9 protein-coding genes are annotated in these 16969 nt (G+C 47.1%); 3 read left to right on the top strand and 6 right to left on the bottom strand.

Annotated elements, in window-relative coordinates:
• Nucleotides 1–80 precede the first annotated feature (80 nt).
• Together QZW47_RS13665 and QZW47_RS13660 are read left to right on the top strand one after the other, a co-directional pair.
• Nucleotides 81–665 (top strand): PepSY domain-containing protein, encoded by a 585-nt coding sequence (locus QZW47_RS13665; protein WP_293127990.1) that lies wholly within the window; start codon nucleotides 81–83, stop codon nucleotides 663–665.
• Between the two features lie 229 nt (nucleotides 666–894).
• Entirely contained in the window at nucleotides 895–2178 is a 1284-nt protein-coding gene (locus QZW47_RS13660; RefSeq protein WP_293127989.1) for an adenylate/guanylate cyclase domain-containing protein, read from the top strand.
• 82 nt (nucleotides 2179–2260) lie between these two features.
• On the opposite strand, the gene QZW47_RS13655 is transcribed toward QZW47_RS13660, so the two are convergent.
• Complete coding sequence (locus QZW47_RS13655; RefSeq protein WP_293127988.1) at nucleotides 2261–2731, bottom strand: chemotaxis protein CheW; 471 nt, start codon at nucleotides 2729–2731, stop codon at nucleotides 2261–2263.
• Between QZW47_RS13655 and QZW47_RS13650 the strand changes: the two genes are divergently transcribed.
• Nucleotides 2723–2935 (top strand): hypothetical protein, encoded by a 213-nt coding sequence (locus QZW47_RS13650; RefSeq protein ID WP_293127987.1) that lies wholly within the window; start codon nucleotides 2723–2725, stop codon nucleotides 2933–2935. The two genes, QZW47_RS13655 and QZW47_RS13650, sit on opposite strands and share 9 nt — an antisense overlap.
• Here QZW47_RS13650 and QZW47_RS13645 read toward each other — a convergent pair.
• The 5 genes from QZW47_RS13645 to QZW47_RS13625 all read right to left on the bottom strand — a co-directional run bounded on the left by QZW47_RS13645 (nucleotide 2932) and on the right by QZW47_RS13625 (nucleotide 16627).
• Complete coding sequence (locus QZW47_RS13645; protein WP_293127986.1) at nucleotides 2932–5763, bottom strand: hybrid sensor histidine kinase/response regulator; 2832 nt, start codon at nucleotides 5761–5763, stop codon at nucleotides 2932–2934. The two genes, QZW47_RS13650 and QZW47_RS13645, sit on opposite strands and share 4 nt — an antisense overlap.
• A 510-nt stretch (nucleotides 5764–6273) precedes the next feature.
• Complete coding sequence (locus QZW47_RS13640; RefSeq protein WP_293127985.1) at nucleotides 6274–12468, bottom strand: PAS domain S-box protein; 6195 nt, start codon at nucleotides 12466–12468, stop codon at nucleotides 6274–6276.
• A 199-nt stretch (nucleotides 12469–12667) separates the two neighbouring features.
• Nucleotides 12668–13168 (bottom strand): chemotaxis protein CheW, encoded by a 501-nt coding sequence (locus QZW47_RS13635; RefSeq protein WP_293127984.1) that lies wholly within the window; start codon nucleotides 13166–13168, stop codon nucleotides 12668–12670.
• Nucleotides 13169–13596: 428 nt separating this feature from the next.
• Nucleotides 13597–13962 carry a response regulator gene (locus QZW47_RS13630; protein WP_293127983.1) on the bottom strand — a complete coding sequence of 122 codons (366 nt, stop codon included), beginning with the start codon at nucleotides 13960–13962 and terminating at the stop codon, nucleotides 13597–13599.
• Nucleotides 13963–14251: 289 nt separating this feature from the next.
• The gene (locus tag QZW47_RS13625) at nucleotides 14252–16627 is read right to left on the bottom strand and encodes an amylo-alpha-1,6-glucosidase (RefSeq protein WP_293127982.1); all 2376 of its coding nucleotides are present in this window, start codon (nucleotides 16625–16627) and stop codon (nucleotides 14252–14254) included.
• Between the last annotated feature and the right edge of the window lie 342 nt (nucleotides 16628–16969).

Here is a 16969-nt window from a genome sequence, read left to right as displayed (position 1 = left end):
CCCGGTTTCGGCCTACCCCTGCGTCCAAGAATATCTGATTTGTCAACAACAAAACCTTTAACAAATAGGAGTATCAATATATGGATAACGTTAACTTTCGCAAACTTCACCGCCAAGTTGCACCGATTATTTTCATCCCTTTACTATTGACGGCCTTGACTGGTGTTGCCTATCGGCTGGGAGAAGATTGGTTTGGCATAGAAGGTGATGCTGCTGAGATTTTTATGGATATTCACCAAGGAAGCTATCTCGGAAAAGAGCTCAGACCAATTTATGCACTTTTGCTGGCTTTAGGAGTGATTGGGCTGATAGTTACTGGTTTAAGTATGACCAAACTTTTTGGTGGCGCACGCCCTGAAAAACAGGGTGCTAAACTTGATTTTCGTAAGGTTCACCGTATTGCTACACCGATTGTTGTCTTGCCTTTAGCAGTTAGTACGGTGACAGGTGTAATCTACCGAGTTGGCAGAAGTTGGTTTAAGATGCCGAAAGAGGTAGGACAAGTTTTTCTGAATATCCACCAAGGAGGATATTTGGGAGATTTTTTGATGCCAATTTATGTGCTTTTTGTGGGTTTGGGTGCAATTTTGCTGCTGGTAACAGGAATTAATATGACTGGTATGTTTCGGAAACGCCGCCAGCCGAAAATAGAGGAAGATAACTAAGGAATGAAAATTTAATAACTTAAACACTTCCTACAGTTTTTTATCCTATAAGCTGTGAGGTAAAATGAGGCAGAGCCTCCGGAGCTGTATTACCAGGAAGAGCCTGGTAACAAGCCAATTGCTTAAGTTATTTAATTGCTATTCCTAATTAGATTGGCGATTAAAGAATTGGAATCGATAATTTTTGTGGTTTTCAGCTTGATGGTGGTGCATCTTTTGGAGATATGGTATGCAATATTTTTTGGTACTCTCGCTTTTAATTAAGATGATGAATCAAGCTATGAAAAATGCAAAAAAACGTTTTCGATCGGAAAATCTATGGGAAATTCGCTTAAAAGGAACCCGCACTAGCGCCTTTTTGACTGAGATATTAAGTAACAGCGGTCACTTTTTTATTCTCAAGAGTTTATCTGACCTGATATTGGCTGGTTGGTTCAAATTTATCACAGATCCAACTGAATATTTGTTGATAGTAGCAATGTGCGTTCAGTCTTGGTATCTGTCGAACTCGAAATACCATCGTTTTTGGGGAAATCTGATGTTTGTCGGCATCTATACGGTGGTCGATTTGCCGATAGATGGGCTAGATTTTTTCCAAAACCCGACTCACTTTGTGTTTTGGTTATTTTCTTTGATGATTGCTACTTTGCAAGGATTGCGATTCCATTGGGCTAAGGGTATCGATTATTGGCTGATTCCATTGGAAAGTTTGGTGCGGGCTTTGATGGTGGTAGCTTTCTATGTTGTGATTGGGATTAAGTCTCACTATTTAATTGCTGATACAGAATTTATTCTGAGCTTTGTGGGGAGTGCAACGCACTGGTTTCTTACGTGGAGTATGGTGTTTATTGGTTTGCTTTTGGGGTTGCAGTCGCTACAGCTTGTCAAACAAAGAAAGCAGCTACAAGAAACTGCTCAACTGCTGGGAAATATGGCAGAATGGGGGATGGGAAGTCATGTGGTGGAAACTGCGCTGAATAATCCTGAAGGTTTGGCTTTCCAAAAGTGCGATCGCACAATTGTATTTATGGACATTCGCGGTTTTACCAGTTGGTGCGAAAAAACTTCCCCTGAGACGGTTGCAACTGTTCTTAATGAGTATTATCGCTGCGTTGAACCAGCAGCAGCTAAGTTTCAGCCTTTGAAAATCACATTTACAGGGGATGAAATTATGGCTATTTATGCTACGCCACGGCAGGGAGTTGCTGCGGCTAAATCTATGAGTAAAGCTGCTTTAGAAATCCTTGAATTATATGGAGTTGGTGCGGGATGCGGGGTGCATTGCGGGAGCGTTATCGAAGGGCTATTTGGCAGTGAAGACGTGAGGACTTATACTGTAATTGGTGATGTTGTGAATACAGCAAAACGATTAGAAGGTGCCACGCCTGGTGGTGCAATTACTATTTCTGATGCTGTCTATCAAGGGATGTCACAAAATCTAACAGTCGAACTTTGTGAACCGATTGTGGCTAAAGGTAAAACAGCAGCTTTAATTGCATGGCGGTTAATATAGCACAATACGATTCACTTAAGACCGATCGCCCCTAAGATCATTTCCGGTGGACGATTGTAACAAAATCAGGTGTGAGGTTTGATTAGTTAAATAGATCCAAATTCAGATAAAAAACTTCGGAACCGTCAGGTGCGCGAATCAACTTTTCTATTAGCGGAGGCAGTTGCTGTTGGCGGTACAATTCGGGAATTTCGCAGAAGCTTTCTTCGGCAATTTCTAAAATCTTGGGCATATCAGGAATGGCAATCCCCAAGCGATCGCTCTTATTTAAGGTGCAAACAATTAAATAGTTGCAGTCAGCAATGCTCCGGCTGCTGGGAAAAAATTTGGATAAATTAATCAGGGTAATCAGTTCTTCTTGGTGGCGCACTAAACTTTGACCGCTATCTAAAAAACCGTAGGGATTAAAGTCTTTAACAACGCGCTGCACTCTTTCAATAGGAACCGCATAATTAACGCTTCCCAGTTCAAAGGAAACAAGTTTTCGAGGAGGATTTCTGACAGCACCTTGTTTTTTACTGCGAAATCGACGATTATAATTCGTGTGAGTCATGCGATTTTAGATTGGGAATTGGGAATTGGGAATTGGGAATTGGGAATTGGGAATTGGGAATTGGGAATTGGGAATTGGGAATTGGGAATTGGGAATTGGGAAATTAAAAAGCTAGAACTATTTATATTTCTACTAACAACTGTCAACTGTCAACCGTCAACTGTCAACTGTCAACTGTCAACTGTCAACTGTCAACTGATTTAATGTTTGATTAATTTGGGGATTGCTTCTAAAAGTTGGGCTTCACTGTAAGGTTTCGTAAAATATTGATTAGCGCCTAATTCCATTGCCATTTGCCGATGTTTTTCGCCGCTGCGAGATGTCAGCATGGCTACGGGAATTTTAGCAAAGCGCTGGGTCGATCGCATAGAGCGCAATAATTCAAATCCATCCATCCGGGGCATTTCAATATCCACAATCGCTAAACTGCAATCAAGACCATTTTGCAGCTTTTCCAGGGCATCCAAACCGTCTTTAGCCTGCACCACCCGGTAACGGGCGCGAGTCAGCATCAGAGACAACAACTGTCGAATTGTATAGGAATCGTCCACTACCAAAATCTGGGGCGACTGACTCGAAGTCGGCGCCATTGGTGGCGTTTTACCCGACGCAGGGGCGATCGAACTATTTGATAAAGGTTGACCCACCAAATCATCCACATCCAAAATAGTTACAACTTTACCGTCACCCAAAATCGTACTCCCCAAAACCCCGCGAGGCTTGGATAGAGGAGGTGGCAAAGGTTTAACCACAATTTCCTGCTGGCCGATGAGGCGTTCGACAGCCACCGCCAGCATTCCTTCGGTAGAAGCCAAAACTAAGACGGGAATGTGATCTTGCGTCAAGGGGTCTGGAGAGGGGCCATCGGGCCCGACGACGCTGTATTCGAGCAAATCTTGCAGCCGCACCAAACGAATAAATTCATCCCGCCACCACAGCATCGGCTGATTGCCGGCGGTGTGAACTTCGGAGGCTTTGACGTGCAGAATTTCCTCGACTGCATCCAGCGGTACTGCTATTTTATTGCGATCGGTCTTTACCATCAAAGCCTCAGTAATAGATAGCAACAATGGCAGTTTGATGATAAAACTCGTACCTTTTCCCAGGCGAGAGTCCACCTTCACAGTGCCCCGCACAGTCCGCAAATTTGTTCGCACCACGTCGAGCCCGACTCCCCGCCCGGAAAGATCACTTACTTCCTCAGCAGTGCTGAAACCAGGCCAAAATAAAAAATCGTAGAGTTCGGCAATGGAAAATTCTTGAGCTTGTTCTTCCGTGGCTAAACCCTTTTTAACTATTTTGCGGCGAATGATTTCCGGGTCGATACCCTTGCCGTCATCGGCGATGGTAATGATAGTTTGGCCGCCTTGATGGCGGGCTTCGATTTCAATTTGACCGCTGGCGGGCTTGCCGTTCGCTTGCCGAATTTCGGGCATTTCGATGCCGTGATCGAAGGCGTTTCTCACTAAGTGTACTAAGGGGTCGCGCAAGGCGTCGAGCAAGCTTTCGTCAATTTTAGTATCCCTTCCTACTAGCAACAGGTTGACATCTTTATCGTAAGTGAGGCACATATCCCGGAGCGCTCTGGGTAGGTGATCGACGGCGCGGCTGAAACTGACGACTCGCAACTGCATGACGCGGCTGCGGAGTTGTTCGGTGATGCGGCGCAGTTGGTCGGTACTGCGCTCGAATTTCATCGCTAAGGTGTCTAATTTGGTGGCGGATTGGGAAATTGCTTCGGCGGTTTCGATGACTTCTGCGGCGGTGGAGTGGAACTCTGTATAACGATCCATCTCTAAGATGTCGAAGTGCTCGTGGGCGATCGAGGATTTGTCGATCGCCATCAGTGGAAATTCTGTTTCAGATCCTGGAAGTTTTGCCAATCCGGAATTACCGTTTCCTCCTTTCCAGTCTGCAAAACTCAGTCTGTCGTATTCTTCCCGCAACTGGCCGCCGAATTGGTTCAAATCTACGATACTGCGGCGGATGCGTTTGACTTCGCCGCGCAATTCGGATTCTTGCAGTTCCAAATTTGTACGGTTGATGACTAATTCTCCGACTAGATTCACCAATTCTGTTAACCGTTCTAAGTCTACGCGGATTGTCGGCCTTTGTGGGTTGGGGAGAGGGGGAGTGGGAGAGAGGGGGAGTAGGGGAGTGGGGGGGAGGGGGAGTCGGGGAGAGGGGGAGTCGAGGATTTCGGATGTTTCGGATGTTTCTGGTGGGTTTTCGGCGGGTGGGGGGGAGATTTGGGGAAGTTCGATCGCCCTTCCGTCTAATAGCTGTTGGCGTGCGGTTTGCAAGTTTTGGGCGATCGCCCAACCCTCGGACTGCAACCGCTGTAAAGTCAAATCGGGAGAGTCGATTAAATCTCTGAGGGGTTCAGCGACTTTCCCAAAATCCGGCAATTGCAGCATTCCAGCCAAGCCGGAGAGTTGGTAATAAACCTGGTTGAGGGCGGTGATGCTTTTTGCTAAATCTGCCTCGGAAGCTTGGGAAAGTTCGGTTTCTAGGCGATTGAAGATTGGCGGCAATTCGTGTTCAAAAATCAGTTTCAGGGTTTCCGGGGCTGCCGATCGACTGGCTGCGGGGACTGGTGGCGGCCCCGGCTTGCCGTATTTTGCCTCGAACTCGGCCTGAATTTGGGCGATCGCCTCCAAGTTTGCGGTTTGATCTGGAGTGTTGACATCCGAGTGCACGATTGCTTCGGCCGAAATCTTTTTGAGAATGTCCACCCCTTGCAGCAAAACAGTTACAGTGACCGGTTCCAGGGCCGACAAGTCCGTGCGATCGCGCAAAATGACAAAACAGTCCTCCAGCGTGTGAGCGGCCGCCGACACGTTTTGAAAGCCCAACATCGAACCCGCACCTTTAATCGAATGCGCCGCCCGAAACATTTCTTTTACCGCCGCTTGTCGCTCTTTTAAATCAGCAGCTTCCATCGCCAGCAGGTGAGTTTCCATTGATTGGAGAAACTCTTGAGTTTCTGCGGTAAAAGCATCTATTAATTCGTTTAAATCATCGTCATTCATATATAAAACTTGACAGTTGACAGAAGAGCCCCGAGCGGAGTCGAGGGGTTGACAGTTGACAGTTGACAGTTGACAGCTTATTAATTGAGTAGGATGCGGAATGTGAACTGGTTTGTAGTGAGGACTTTAGTCCGCATCCAACAAAGGACTAAAGTCCAGCGAACTTTCTTAAAATTGGTTTGTAGTGAGGACTTTAGTCCGCATCCAACAAAGGACTAAAGTCCAGCGAACTTTCTTAAAATTGGTTTGTAGTGAGGACTTTAGTCCGCATCCAACAAAGGACTAAAGTCCAGCAAACTTTCTTAAAATTGGTTTGTAGTGAGGACTTCAGTCCGCATCCAAGAAAGGACTAAAGTCCAGCAAACTTTCTTAAAATTGGTTTGTAGTGAGGACTTTAGTCCGCATCCAAGAAAGGACTAAAGTCCAGCGAACTTTCTTAAAATTGGTTTGTAGTGAGGACTTTAGTCCGCATCCAAGAAAGGACTAAAGTCCTCACTACAAACCTAATAACTAGCTGCGGAAATTCGCTACCGACTTTTGCAATTTGCTGACAGAACCCGATAAATCATCAAGCGATGCTTTAACATCCGAACCTTTTTGTGCAGTTGTATTCGCAATCTCGTTAACTTGCTGCATACTGTTAGAAATTTCCTCAGCGGAAACAGTTTGTTTTGCCGAAGCGCGAGTAATATTCTGCACCAAAGCATTCATTTCTCGACTAACTTCGATAATCGCATTCAGGTGAGTTTTAGCTTCGCTGGCTAGCTTAGTGCCTTCCACTACCTCTAGCGTCCCCGATTCCATTGCCTTCATGACGCGGCTGATTTCTTCTTGGATTGTACCGACAATTTCCGAGATTTCCTCCGTCGCGCCTGCCGATCGCTCTGCGAGTTTCCGCACTTCTTCGGCGACAACCGCAAAACCCAAACCTTGTTCGCCGGCTCTGGCTGCTTCAATCGTAGCATTGAGAGCTAACAAATTGGTTTGCGAGGCAAGTTGAGAAATCGAAGTGACAATTTTGCCGATTTGTTGCGAAGATTCGCCCAAACGCTTCATCATTTTTGAGGTAGAGGCGATCGTCAATCGGAGCTCGTTAATGCCTTCGACAGCGCGATCGACCGCCAGCCCTCCAGCTTCAGCGGTGTGAGAAGACTGCTGGGCGACGGTTTCGGCGCGCACCGAAACATCTCGCACGTCGCGGATCGAATTCACGATCCGCTCGATTTCCCGCATGATCGCAGATATTTTTGTGGCTTGAACTTCCGCCTGTTGGGTGAGTTCGCTGGTATTGTTAATTGACTCGCCGGTGGCAGAAGTTACCTGTTCGGCTAAAGTTTGAATCCCCGTTACCACCTTCCGCAGAGAACCGATTAAGAAGTTAAACGAGTCGGCGACAGCACCTAAAACATCGTTAGTTACTTCCGCCCTAACTGTCAAATCGCCTTGAGCCGCGCCTTTAATTTCTCCCAACATTTTGAGAACTTGCTGCGTCATCGAATCCGCTTCTGCTTTGCGTTCGGCTGCTAATTTTTCCAGTCCTTCTTCTGCCTCTTTGCGCTCGGTGATGTCAAAGCGGATGGCGATATATTTGACTATTGTACCGTTAGTATCGAAGATGGGGGCGATCGTGGAATCTACCCAATAAAACGAGCCATCTTTGCGCCGATTTTTAACTTCCCCTTTCCACACCAAGCCGCGAGAAATTGTCAGCCACATTTCGGCAAAAAATGCTTTGGGATGGTAGCCGGAATTGACAATGCGGTGGTCGCGGTGCAACAGTTCTCCCATGCTGTAACCGGATATTTCACTAAATCTTTCATTGACGTAGGTGATCGTGCCTTTGATATCTGTTTCGCTGACGATCGCAGCTTCATCGAGGGCATTTTGCCGCGTTTTGAGTTCTTGCAGCAAGCGTTCCTGTGCCTCGGCCAACTGCTGCATCTGTTGCTGCGATGCTCTTTCCTGGCTGACGTTGCGGCAAACGACTACACCGCCTTTAATCTCCCCCGTTTCGTCTTTAAGTGGTTTGCCATTAACTTTTAGCCACAGCCCCTCTGGCTTGCCTGCGTGGCGGGTGAACACTTCTACTTCGTGTACTGATTCTCCTCGAATCGTGCGGGCTAAAGGGATGTCTGCGGGAGGATAGGGAGTGACTTGATCTGGCAAAAATAAGCCGTATTTTCCTGGCCATTCGCCAGGGGGAGTATCTGTCGAACCCAAGCCAATGATAGTTTCAGCGGCGGGGTTGAACAACACAACATTCCCATTTTCGTCAGCAGCAATCACGCCGTCACCTATGTTGTCTATTAATAATTGCAAGAGATTGCTTTGCCGTCTAAATTCGTCTTCCGAAGTTGCTAATTGAGCTGTTGTTTCTTGCAGTTGACTAATTCTTTGTTTGCTTTCGGTAATGTCGCGCGCGACTGCATACATGATCTTTTCTTCGATTAGCGGTCGCGATTTCCAGGACAGCCATTTGTAGGAACCGTCTTTGCAGCGGTAGCGATTTTCAAAAGATATTGTTTCGACGCCGGCGGTGATTTTTGCTGTTTCTGCTAAGGTTTTTTCCAGGTCTTCGGCATGGACAAAATCGATAAAAGATTGGTCTTGCAGTTCCTCTACTGTGTAGCCGAGGGTTTTTGCCCAAGCGGGATTGAGGCGCTTGAATTTGCCTTGAAAATCGGCGATGCACAGCAAGTCGAGGGAGAGGGTGAAAAACCGATCGCGCTCTGCTTCGGCTTTTTTGCGATCGGTAATTTCGATCGCCACACCGCCGACACCCATCGGTTTGCCATCAACTCCCGGCAAAGGAAAGTAAGAAGCCAGCCAATCTCGGATCGCGCCCGGTTGATTGACGGTTGTGCCTGAAACTTCGATGTTTAAAAGCGGTTGGTTGTTTGCCAGAACGCCCTCCAAAATCGGCTGTAGAGTATCAACCATATCCGGTATAACTTCTCTCACCGTCTTGCCGAGGTGTTCGGCAACTGAGGGGCCTGTGGTTTCGGCTAATTTCTCGTTTGCTTGCACAAACCGCAATTGGTCGTCAAAAATAAACATCGAAGCCGGGGCGGCGGCGAAAAATGCGTCAAAGCGGGATTGACGCAAAACTAATTCTCGTTCTAAGACTTTGCGATCGGTTACTTCCAGAATGAAAGCACCAATACCGATCGGTTTGCCGTCCTCTCCCGGCAACGGAAAGTAAGAAGACAGCCAATCCCGCACCACATCAGGCTGCGCGGTGGTGCCGTGGGAGAGTTCGAGGTTTAAAATCGGTTCGTTGGTACTAAAAACCTGCTGGTAAAGGGGGCCAAGAGTCGGTGCCATTTCCGGTTCAACTTCCCATAGGGTTTTGCCAATGTATGCCGAAGCCGGTTGACCTCCCAATTCGGCTAATTTTTCGTTGAACTGCACGAACCGCAGTTGCTCGTCGGTGATAAACATTCCCGCCGGTGCGGCAGCGAAAAAGGCATCAAAGCGAGCTTGACGTACAGCGAGTTCTCGTTCTAGAGCTTTGCGATCGCTAAGATCACGGCCTTCTGGAATTAACAGCACGACTTGGCCACTCTCGTCTTTGATGGGTTTGAGGGAGAAGTCAATGGTTATTACTACACCGCCGACAACTAGCACGTCGGCTTCGTAGCGGACTACCTCGCCGGCGGCGGCTTTGGCCACAGATTCCCGTACCTGTTGCTTGACTTCAGGAGAAATCTGCCACCACGGGGTTTCCCAAAAGGGCTTGCCTATTACCTGTTCGAGTGGCACGCCAGCCGCGGAGAGGGCTGTTTGGTTGGCTTCCAACATCGTGCCGTCGGGTGTCAGCAAACCTATAAATTGGAAGGATTGGTCAAAAATGGCTTGGAGTAGTCTTTCGCGATCGCGCAGCATCTCTTCGGCTTGTTTGCGATCGCGAATGTCGCGCGTCACAGTCGCTAAACCAATAGGCTCGCCTGTTTCTGGGTCTTTGAGAGTAAATAGGGTAAAGTCTACGGGAATATTTTCGCCGGTTTGAAAGTTTTTCAACCGGAATTCGCCCTGCCACAAGCCATCTCGCATGGTAGCAGGCATAATCTCTTCTGTGAGTATTGTCGCGTCTTCCTGCGAGAAGGATTTCAATATAGTTTTGGTTGTGAGTTCTTCAAGGTTTTGAATTCCGACTAGCTTCATTCCAGCAGGATTCAGGTATGTTAACAGTCCCTCCATTGTTCCTAAGCCAATAAAATCCGAGCTGTTTTCGACTATCGCAATTAATCTTTGGTTCTCGATTTCGGCAAGCTTGCGCTCTGTAATATCGTTATTAGTTTCCAAAATTGCTTTGGGTTTGCCCTGTTCGTCTCGCTGCAAATTCCAGCGACTGAATACGGTAATTTTGGTGTGGTAATTAGTGGTATGAATCACTTCTCCTTCCCAATAATCCCGCTCTGCTAACTGTGCCGATATTATTTCTAAAGGCTGGGGGAAGATGGTGTGAAATAGATTATGGGTGAGTTGACCCAAAGCTTCTTGTTTCGTGAAGCCGTACATTCTCTCGGCGCCTTGGTTCCAATAATTAATCGTGCCGTCAATATCCCGAACAATCAAGGCATCGCTGGCGAGGTCGAGCATTTGTAAGTTCTGCTCCAAGATTTGTTCGGTGCGCTTGCGTTCAGTGATGTTGCGGGCGATCGTTGAGATAAATTCAACTTCTCCGTTCTGAGATTTGTGGGCAATAATTACTTGAGAAACTGGTATTTCTTCGCCGTCTAAAGTCTGCCAAATCGTCTCGCCGCTCCACACTCCATCCCGACAGGCTGCGGGGATGCCGACTTGCATCAGAATGTCCATACTTTGGGGCGATGTCACGTCGGAAATGCTGATGTCTGCTAAATCTGAGTCCTCGCTAACTCTCAAGATTTCTCTGGCGGCGCGGTTGAGATAGATGGTGTGCTGTTGTGAGTCACTCATACCTACCCAGTCGGTTGTGGTTTCTAGGATTGCTTTGAGGCGCAATAGTTCTTGTTCGGATTCGCGTCGTTCTGTGATGTCGCGCGCGAAGCCGAGAACGCCTAGAATCTTGCCTTCTGCGTCTTTGAGGGGCAATTTTTGGGTGTCGAAGACGTGTACTTTGCCGTCTGCTAAGGTGGCAATATCGTTCGGGTTATGGAGTTCCTGACCGCCGAGTACGGCTGTGTCGTCAGCGCGCCAGCCTTGAACTTGTCTTTGAGGATCAGTTTGGGTATCGAGGTTGCCGAATATTTGCTCTGCGGGTACGTTGAGTTCTACGTCGTCTTTGCCTAGCATTTCTGCTTGAGTTTTGCCGAAGGCGGCGGCGAAACCTGCATTGACTAGGGTGTAGCGGAAGTTGCAATCTTTGACGAAGATCAAGTCCGGGGTGGCGTCAATGACTGTACGCAGCAAATTTTGAGAGCTTTCTGCTGCTGCGAGTATCTGCCGCAGTTGTTCTTCCATTTCCACGCGCTTGGTGATTTCTCGAATCGCGCAAACGAGGACTTTGCTGCCGGATGCGTCTACAAACGTAGATTTTTTCACCGATAGAAAGCGGGTATTTCCTGTCAAGTTCGTGATAGTTTCTTGGGTTTCGATGCTGGTGTTTGCCAAGAAAACTAATTTATTTTTTTCTTCATATATGTCTGCTTGTTCTTTTGGCAAGAAGTCGCGGTAAGCTTTGCCTATTAGTTCCGATCTACTGTGACCTATGTATTGACAGAAGGCATCGTTTAATGCTAGCCAGCGGTGCTGTTCGTCTTTGACGTAAATCGGGTCTGGGATGGCGTTGAGGATATTGTTTAAGAATTGTTCTGAGGCTTTTAATCGCTCTTGGATTGCAGTGCGATCGCGAATTTCCTCTTGCAATAGTGCGTTGGTTTCTTGAATCTGCTGGGTTCTTTCATCGACCCGCTGCTCTAGTTCTGCGGTTAGCTGCTGCAATTGCGATTCTATCTGTTTGCGCGCTGTAATGTCGCGACCTTCGGCGAGGATTTGAAATACTTCTCCAGTTTCATTTAACAAGGGCTTAAATGACACGTCAATTACTCTCACCTGGTTGTTGAAATCGGTAATTTCGTATTCTTCCCGCACAAATTGGCCTGTCGAGACTTGTTTGATGTTGGTTTTGAGTCGCTGCTGGTTGGTTGAGGATGATGCCCACCAAGGTGTGTGCCAAAATTTCATCCCGATCGCTTCGGAGGCTGCCAAATCCCCCAATTCTAGGGCTGTCTGATTGGCTTCGAGCAGAGTACCGTCTGGCTCCAATAACGCGATTAGTTGAAAAGCTTGGTCGAAGATTGCCTGAAATCGCTGGGTAGTTTCGCTGAGTGCTTGTTCTGTTTCTTTTTTGGAGGTCAAAATTTGGGTGGAACCTACTAAGAACTCGTAGCGGTTGGACAAACTCAAAAAGGCGATCGCCGGAATCACAGTTATCCAATCGGACACAGTTTGTGCTACCGGGGAGTGTGGCAGTCCCAGATATTCGGCTGCGTGCCCGGTGTGTCCGAAAGCGCAGCTCCAAAATATGAATGCTGTGACTGTAGCGAAGATGTCGAAGCCGAATTGACGGTTTCGCCACAAACCTAAGCTGATCAGCGAGGCGATCGCAAAGTAACAGAAACAAATGATGCAATTAGCAACCCCGGCTACCAGCGAGGCGGAGAAGTCGGGCAATGTCAGGGTGAATGTTGTTGCGAGCAAGCTATAAAGAAGTTTCATCATAAAATTAAGAATTGGTAAATTAAATGGGGGCAATGGCTCTATTTTAGATTTTAGATTTTAGATTTACTCCCTATTCTTCCTTTATAAATTGTCAACTGTCTAAAGACTTCGCTGTCAACTGTCAACTGTCAACTGTCAACTGTTCTCAACTGTCAACTGTCAACTGTCAACTGTCAACTGTCAACTGTCAACTGTTTAATTACCAGCGTTCCGAATGGGCGATCGCTTCGACATCGACGATCATGAGCAAGCGTTCCTCGGAATTGTACAAACCTTTTAAAAAAGGAGCTAACTCGGGGCTGACATCTACTGCTGAGACAGTGCGATCGGGATTCAGAGACAAAACTCCTTCGACGCGGGAGACGGCCAATCCCATCCGCATTCTCGACAATCTCACATCTCGCGGATCGGGCGCTTCCACCACTAAGATGCGGCTGCTTGGGTGGTGAGTGTCAACCGGCTCAATACCTGCAAACCGTCCGAAGTCTGCTGCTGCTAGGATTTCGCCCCGCAAGTTGGTTAGTCCCAGCAAAAATGGTAGGGTGTTGGGAACCGGGGAAATCGGTTGTTCCTTGAGGGAAAGGACTTCCCGCACTGCTTCTAGCTCTACGCCAAAGAGACTTCCTCCTTGACCGAAAAGGAGAAATTGCTGTGTTCCACTTGTGTGAGTCCCCGCTGCGGGTGGAGCAGTTGTTTTCATGGCAGATTTTTTGTTTCTAGTGTATCTTACAAATTCGGATTTTGCTTTGCCACGAAAGTCGATCGCTAGTAATTTTATTTTTGCCTCAAATTATTAACCTATACAATTGAAAATTCTGTGTCTAAAAATAGGGAATTAAATCCTGTCCGCTGGGAACACAGAATAAGATTGGTTCACCTTGTTTATTTAAGGTAATTAACGGCATGATGGAATTACTCATAACTACCGCGTTGGGGATCTTCACTAAAGTTGCATTCTTGTTAGCAACTGCGGTTAAATAAATAAATCGCGGGTTGAGCAAATCACCAAGTCGAGATTGCGATTAAAAGCAAAATCTTTAGGAGATTCTGAAACCCAGTTTGTTTAAAAAACAGGGTTTCTCTAAAGTAATGTTTTCTATGAAAGCTACTCAACACTTTATATTGTGTTTACGCCGAAAGCAGGCGCTGGACGATGTTGACGAGTTGCTGAGGTTCAAAGGGTTTGCTGACGTAAGCGTCGGCGCCTAAATCGGTTCCCCAAGCTTTATCGATATCGGTGTTTTTATGAGTACAAAATACTACTGGCAAGTGTGCCGTTGCGCGATCGCCCCGCAATTCTCTGATCACTTCAAATCCGTTCATTCGCGGCATCACTACGTCTAAAACCACGAGATCCGGGGGCATTTCTCGGATCAGGGCGATCGCTTCTTCGCCGTCGCCAGCCCGGATCACCCGCATTCCGGCATCTTGCAGAATGCGACAGATGATTTCGAGTTCGCTAGGAACGTCGTCCACTACTAAAATTTTTGACATAATTCCACACTTCCTTGGTGTTGTTGACTGCGGACAATCTTGATTCAGAAGCTGGCGCTCTCGGCTATTTGACGGCAGCCCACCAGCGAACAAATTAATGCAGTTCTAAATACAATATAACCGGTCACAGTGCCCAAGGGAAGAATGAAGAAGTAAGAAGGAATAAGGAATCAGCAATAAATTAGATGAATTCGAGAAGTAAAAAGCAGCTATTTGTATATCTGTGACTTCCGTCTTTTTCACAAAAATAATTGAGAATTGGGGATTTTCAATTCTCAATTACCCAGATTTAAGCTTCGATAATTACTCGCAGATTACCGCGCTTTTTCATCACCCGACAAGCGGTTGATGAACCAGAGCGCTCAAATTCCAAATCGAGCAAAGTCGAGCCGATTCTTAAGTTATTTAGCGACAGTTTGTTAATCGATTCTGGCAGTGCAGGATCGATAATTCGCAGTTGGTTTTCCGGGGCATTGGGAACTAAATTTAACATCATTTGCAAGAGTTGAAAAATGCTCCCGGTTGCCCAAGCTTGGGGCGAGCAAGCTACAGGATACTGCACGGGGCGATCGCTCTCGCTGTTGCGCTCGTAGCCGCAAAAAAGTTCGGGGGGACGTTCGTAGGGTTGCAGCAATGTCATGTCAAATAAGCCTTGAGCTACTTCTAGGGCTTGTTCGACGCGGCCGATCGATCGCAATCCCATGGCTGTCAAAGCGTTGTCGTGGGGCCAGACGGAGCCTGTGTGGTAGCCGATGGGATTGTAGGCGGGAGATTTTGAGGACAGGGTGCGAATTCCCCAACCGCTAAACATATCTGGAGCTTGCAATCTTTCTGCTACGCTTTGAGCTTTTTCATCGGACAAAATGCCGAGGTGCAAACAGTGTCCGGGATTTGATGAAATGCTGTCTGCGGGTTTGCCTTCGCCGTCTAATGCTAGGGCGCAATAACCTAAATCTTCGAGCCAAAAATCGCGGTTAAATCGGGTTTTTAGGTCTCTTGCTTCTTCTTCCCAGCGATCGACTAAATCGATGCGTTTCTTGATGCGGGCAATCCCTGCGAGCCTGGTTTTGGCAGCGTAAACGTAGGCTTGAACTTCGCACAGGGCGATCGCTCCTTCTGCCATGATGCCGGAGCGGTTGACGATGCAATCTCCCGAGTCTTTCCAGCCTTGATTTGCTAAGCCGCGCTTGGATTTTTGGTAATAGCTGAGGTAGCCTGTGGCGGCGCATTTGCGATCGATCCATTCCATCGCTGCCAAGGCATTTGGCCACAAAAAATCCAAAGTTTGGTTGTCGTAAGTCCAGGCGTAATATTCAGCGTACAGCATCAACCACAGTGGCGTTGCATCGACAGTTCCGTAATAGGGAGTGTGGGGAATTTCCTGACAGCGAGCCATTTCTCCCATACGAATTTCGTGCAATATTTTGCCCGGTTCTTCGTCGCGCCAATCGTCGTCATTTTTGCCTTGGTAGTGAGCTAAAGTTGTCAGGGTTTCTCTGGCTAAAGTTGGATCTAGAATTAAGATTTGAGCAGCGGCGATGATGGAGTCGCGGCCGAATAAGGTTGAAAACCAGGGAACTCCGGCGGAAATTGCTTTACCTTTACCAAAGGTTTGCCGCAGGGAATAAATGTCTTGTTCGGCGCGTTTTAGGAGTCGGTTAAATGTGCTTTTGTCCGAGTTGATTCTGGTGATTTGACTCAGCCATTCTCGCTCTTCTAAAAGTTCTGCTGCTTTGGCTTGAATTAGGTTGACGGGAGTGGTGACTTTGGAGATGGATTTGCGATCGATCAGCATTTTCAGCCGATAGCCCAGTTTGATGGCTTCGTGGGATTCTAGGGAGATGCGCCACACTGCTGTGTTGCCTTGAAAAAGTGCTGGCGGTTGGTTGTAAAAATCGATCTGAGATTCCATCACCGAGCCGTCTAAACCTTTGTAGGCAAGGGTTAAACTTTCCTGGAGCTGGCAGGCAGGATATTGCCCGATTGAAAGTCCGTCGATCGCGAGTTGTGCTGGAATTGCGGCATTTGGGTTTTCTACTGCCAAATTTTCACCGTCGTTATTACCGTTGGTACTGGCGATCAAAGCTGGTTTTTCTGCTTCAGTTGCGGACAAGCCGTCGGTTTTTTTGGGCATCAGGCGCAGGAGCGTGCCGCGTTTTTCGCGCCCGTAACCCCGCACTTCAAATAAGTCTAAGAAATCTGAGTTGAAGCTGAGACTTATTTCAAAGCTGACTGCTTTTGTGGTGAAGTTGGTGATTTCTATGTCTTCAAACAAACCGCCGTTGAGTACCATTTCTCGCCTGATGCCGATGGTTTCTGCTGGGATGCGATCGTCAATGCGGGGGTTCGAGCACAAAACTGTTTGCAGGTAGCCTTTTTCGGCGTTGCTGCTGAGCAAAATTGGCGATCGCCCTTCTATTTGCAATTCTAGGCGGCTGAGAAAGCGCGTGTCGTGGCAAAACAATCCGAGGCTGGCCACGCTGTCGTCTTCCAAGCAACCTGAGATGTTACCGAGGGTGTCGGTAATTAGGAATAAATCGTCGTCTTTGAGGGTGAGTGTTGGTTGAGGTCGATCGGCGATCGCGCAAGGCCACTCGGTTACAGGTGCCTCTGCTGCGGCTGCAAATGTTTGTCCTTCTAGTTCATATGTTGTTGTATCGGTCATTGTTACTAAAAGTGGATTCCCAGCTTTCAAAAGTTTAATTTTCTTGAGCTTTTGACTCTTGTCTTTTTGACCTTAATTTTTGATATGAAGCGCCCTGATGTAATGCTTCACTCTTTGAATCCTAGCATTTTTTTTTGCCTCCTGCTACCAAAATGTTAGATTCATCAAATAAATTTAACTTTTCTTAAAGCAGCACAAAAAAGTGCAGCGATTGGTAAAAAATCAGCATAATATCGACCAACTAATCTAGCAGTTTTTAAGATAATTATTAGCAAGATAGCTAGGACGGGCTAGAAGCCCATCCCACATTTTTTTATTGTGGGATGGGCTTCTAGCCCGTCC

It is taken from the genome of Microcoleus sp. bin38.metabat.b11b12b14.051 (genome assembly GCF_013299165.1).
In the GTDB taxonomy this organism is placed as follows: Bacteria; Cyanobacteriota; Cyanobacteriia; order Cyanobacteriales; family Microcoleaceae; genus Microcoleus.
This window is presented reverse-complemented; position numbering and strand designations above follow the sequence as displayed.

What these genes read in the sequence shown, in the direction of transcription:
- QZW47_RS13625 (WP_293127982.1), bottom strand. Translation starts at nt 16,627, where the DNA reads ATGACCGATACAACAACATATGAACTAGAAGGACAAACATTTGCAGCC.
- QZW47_RS13635 (WP_293127984.1), bottom strand. Translation starts at nt 13,168, where the DNA reads ATGAAAACAACTGCTCCACCCGCAGCGGGGACTCACACAAGTGGAACA.
- QZW47_RS13665 (WP_293127990.1), top strand. Translation starts at nt 81, where the DNA reads ATGGATAACGTTAACTTTCGCAAACTTCACCGCCAAGTTGCACCGATT.
- QZW47_RS13645 (WP_293127986.1), bottom strand. Translation starts at nt 5,763, where the DNA reads ATGAATGACGATGATTTAAACGAATTAATAGATGCTTTTACCGCAGAA.
- QZW47_RS13630 (WP_293127983.1), bottom strand. Translation starts at nt 13,962, where the DNA reads ATGTCAAAAATTTTAGTAGTGGACGACGTTCCTAGCGAACTCGAAATC.
- QZW47_RS13655 (WP_293127988.1), bottom strand. Translation starts at nt 2,731, where the DNA reads ATGACTCACACGAATTATAATCGTCGATTTCGCAGTAAAAAACAAGGT.
- QZW47_RS13640 (WP_293127985.1), bottom strand. Translation starts at nt 12,468, where the DNA reads ATGATGAAACTTCTTTATAGCTTGCTCGCAACAACATTCACCCTGACA.
- QZW47_RS13660 (WP_293127989.1), top strand. Translation starts at nt 895, where the DNA reads ATGCAATATTTTTTGGTACTCTCGCTTTTAATTAAGATGATGAATCAA.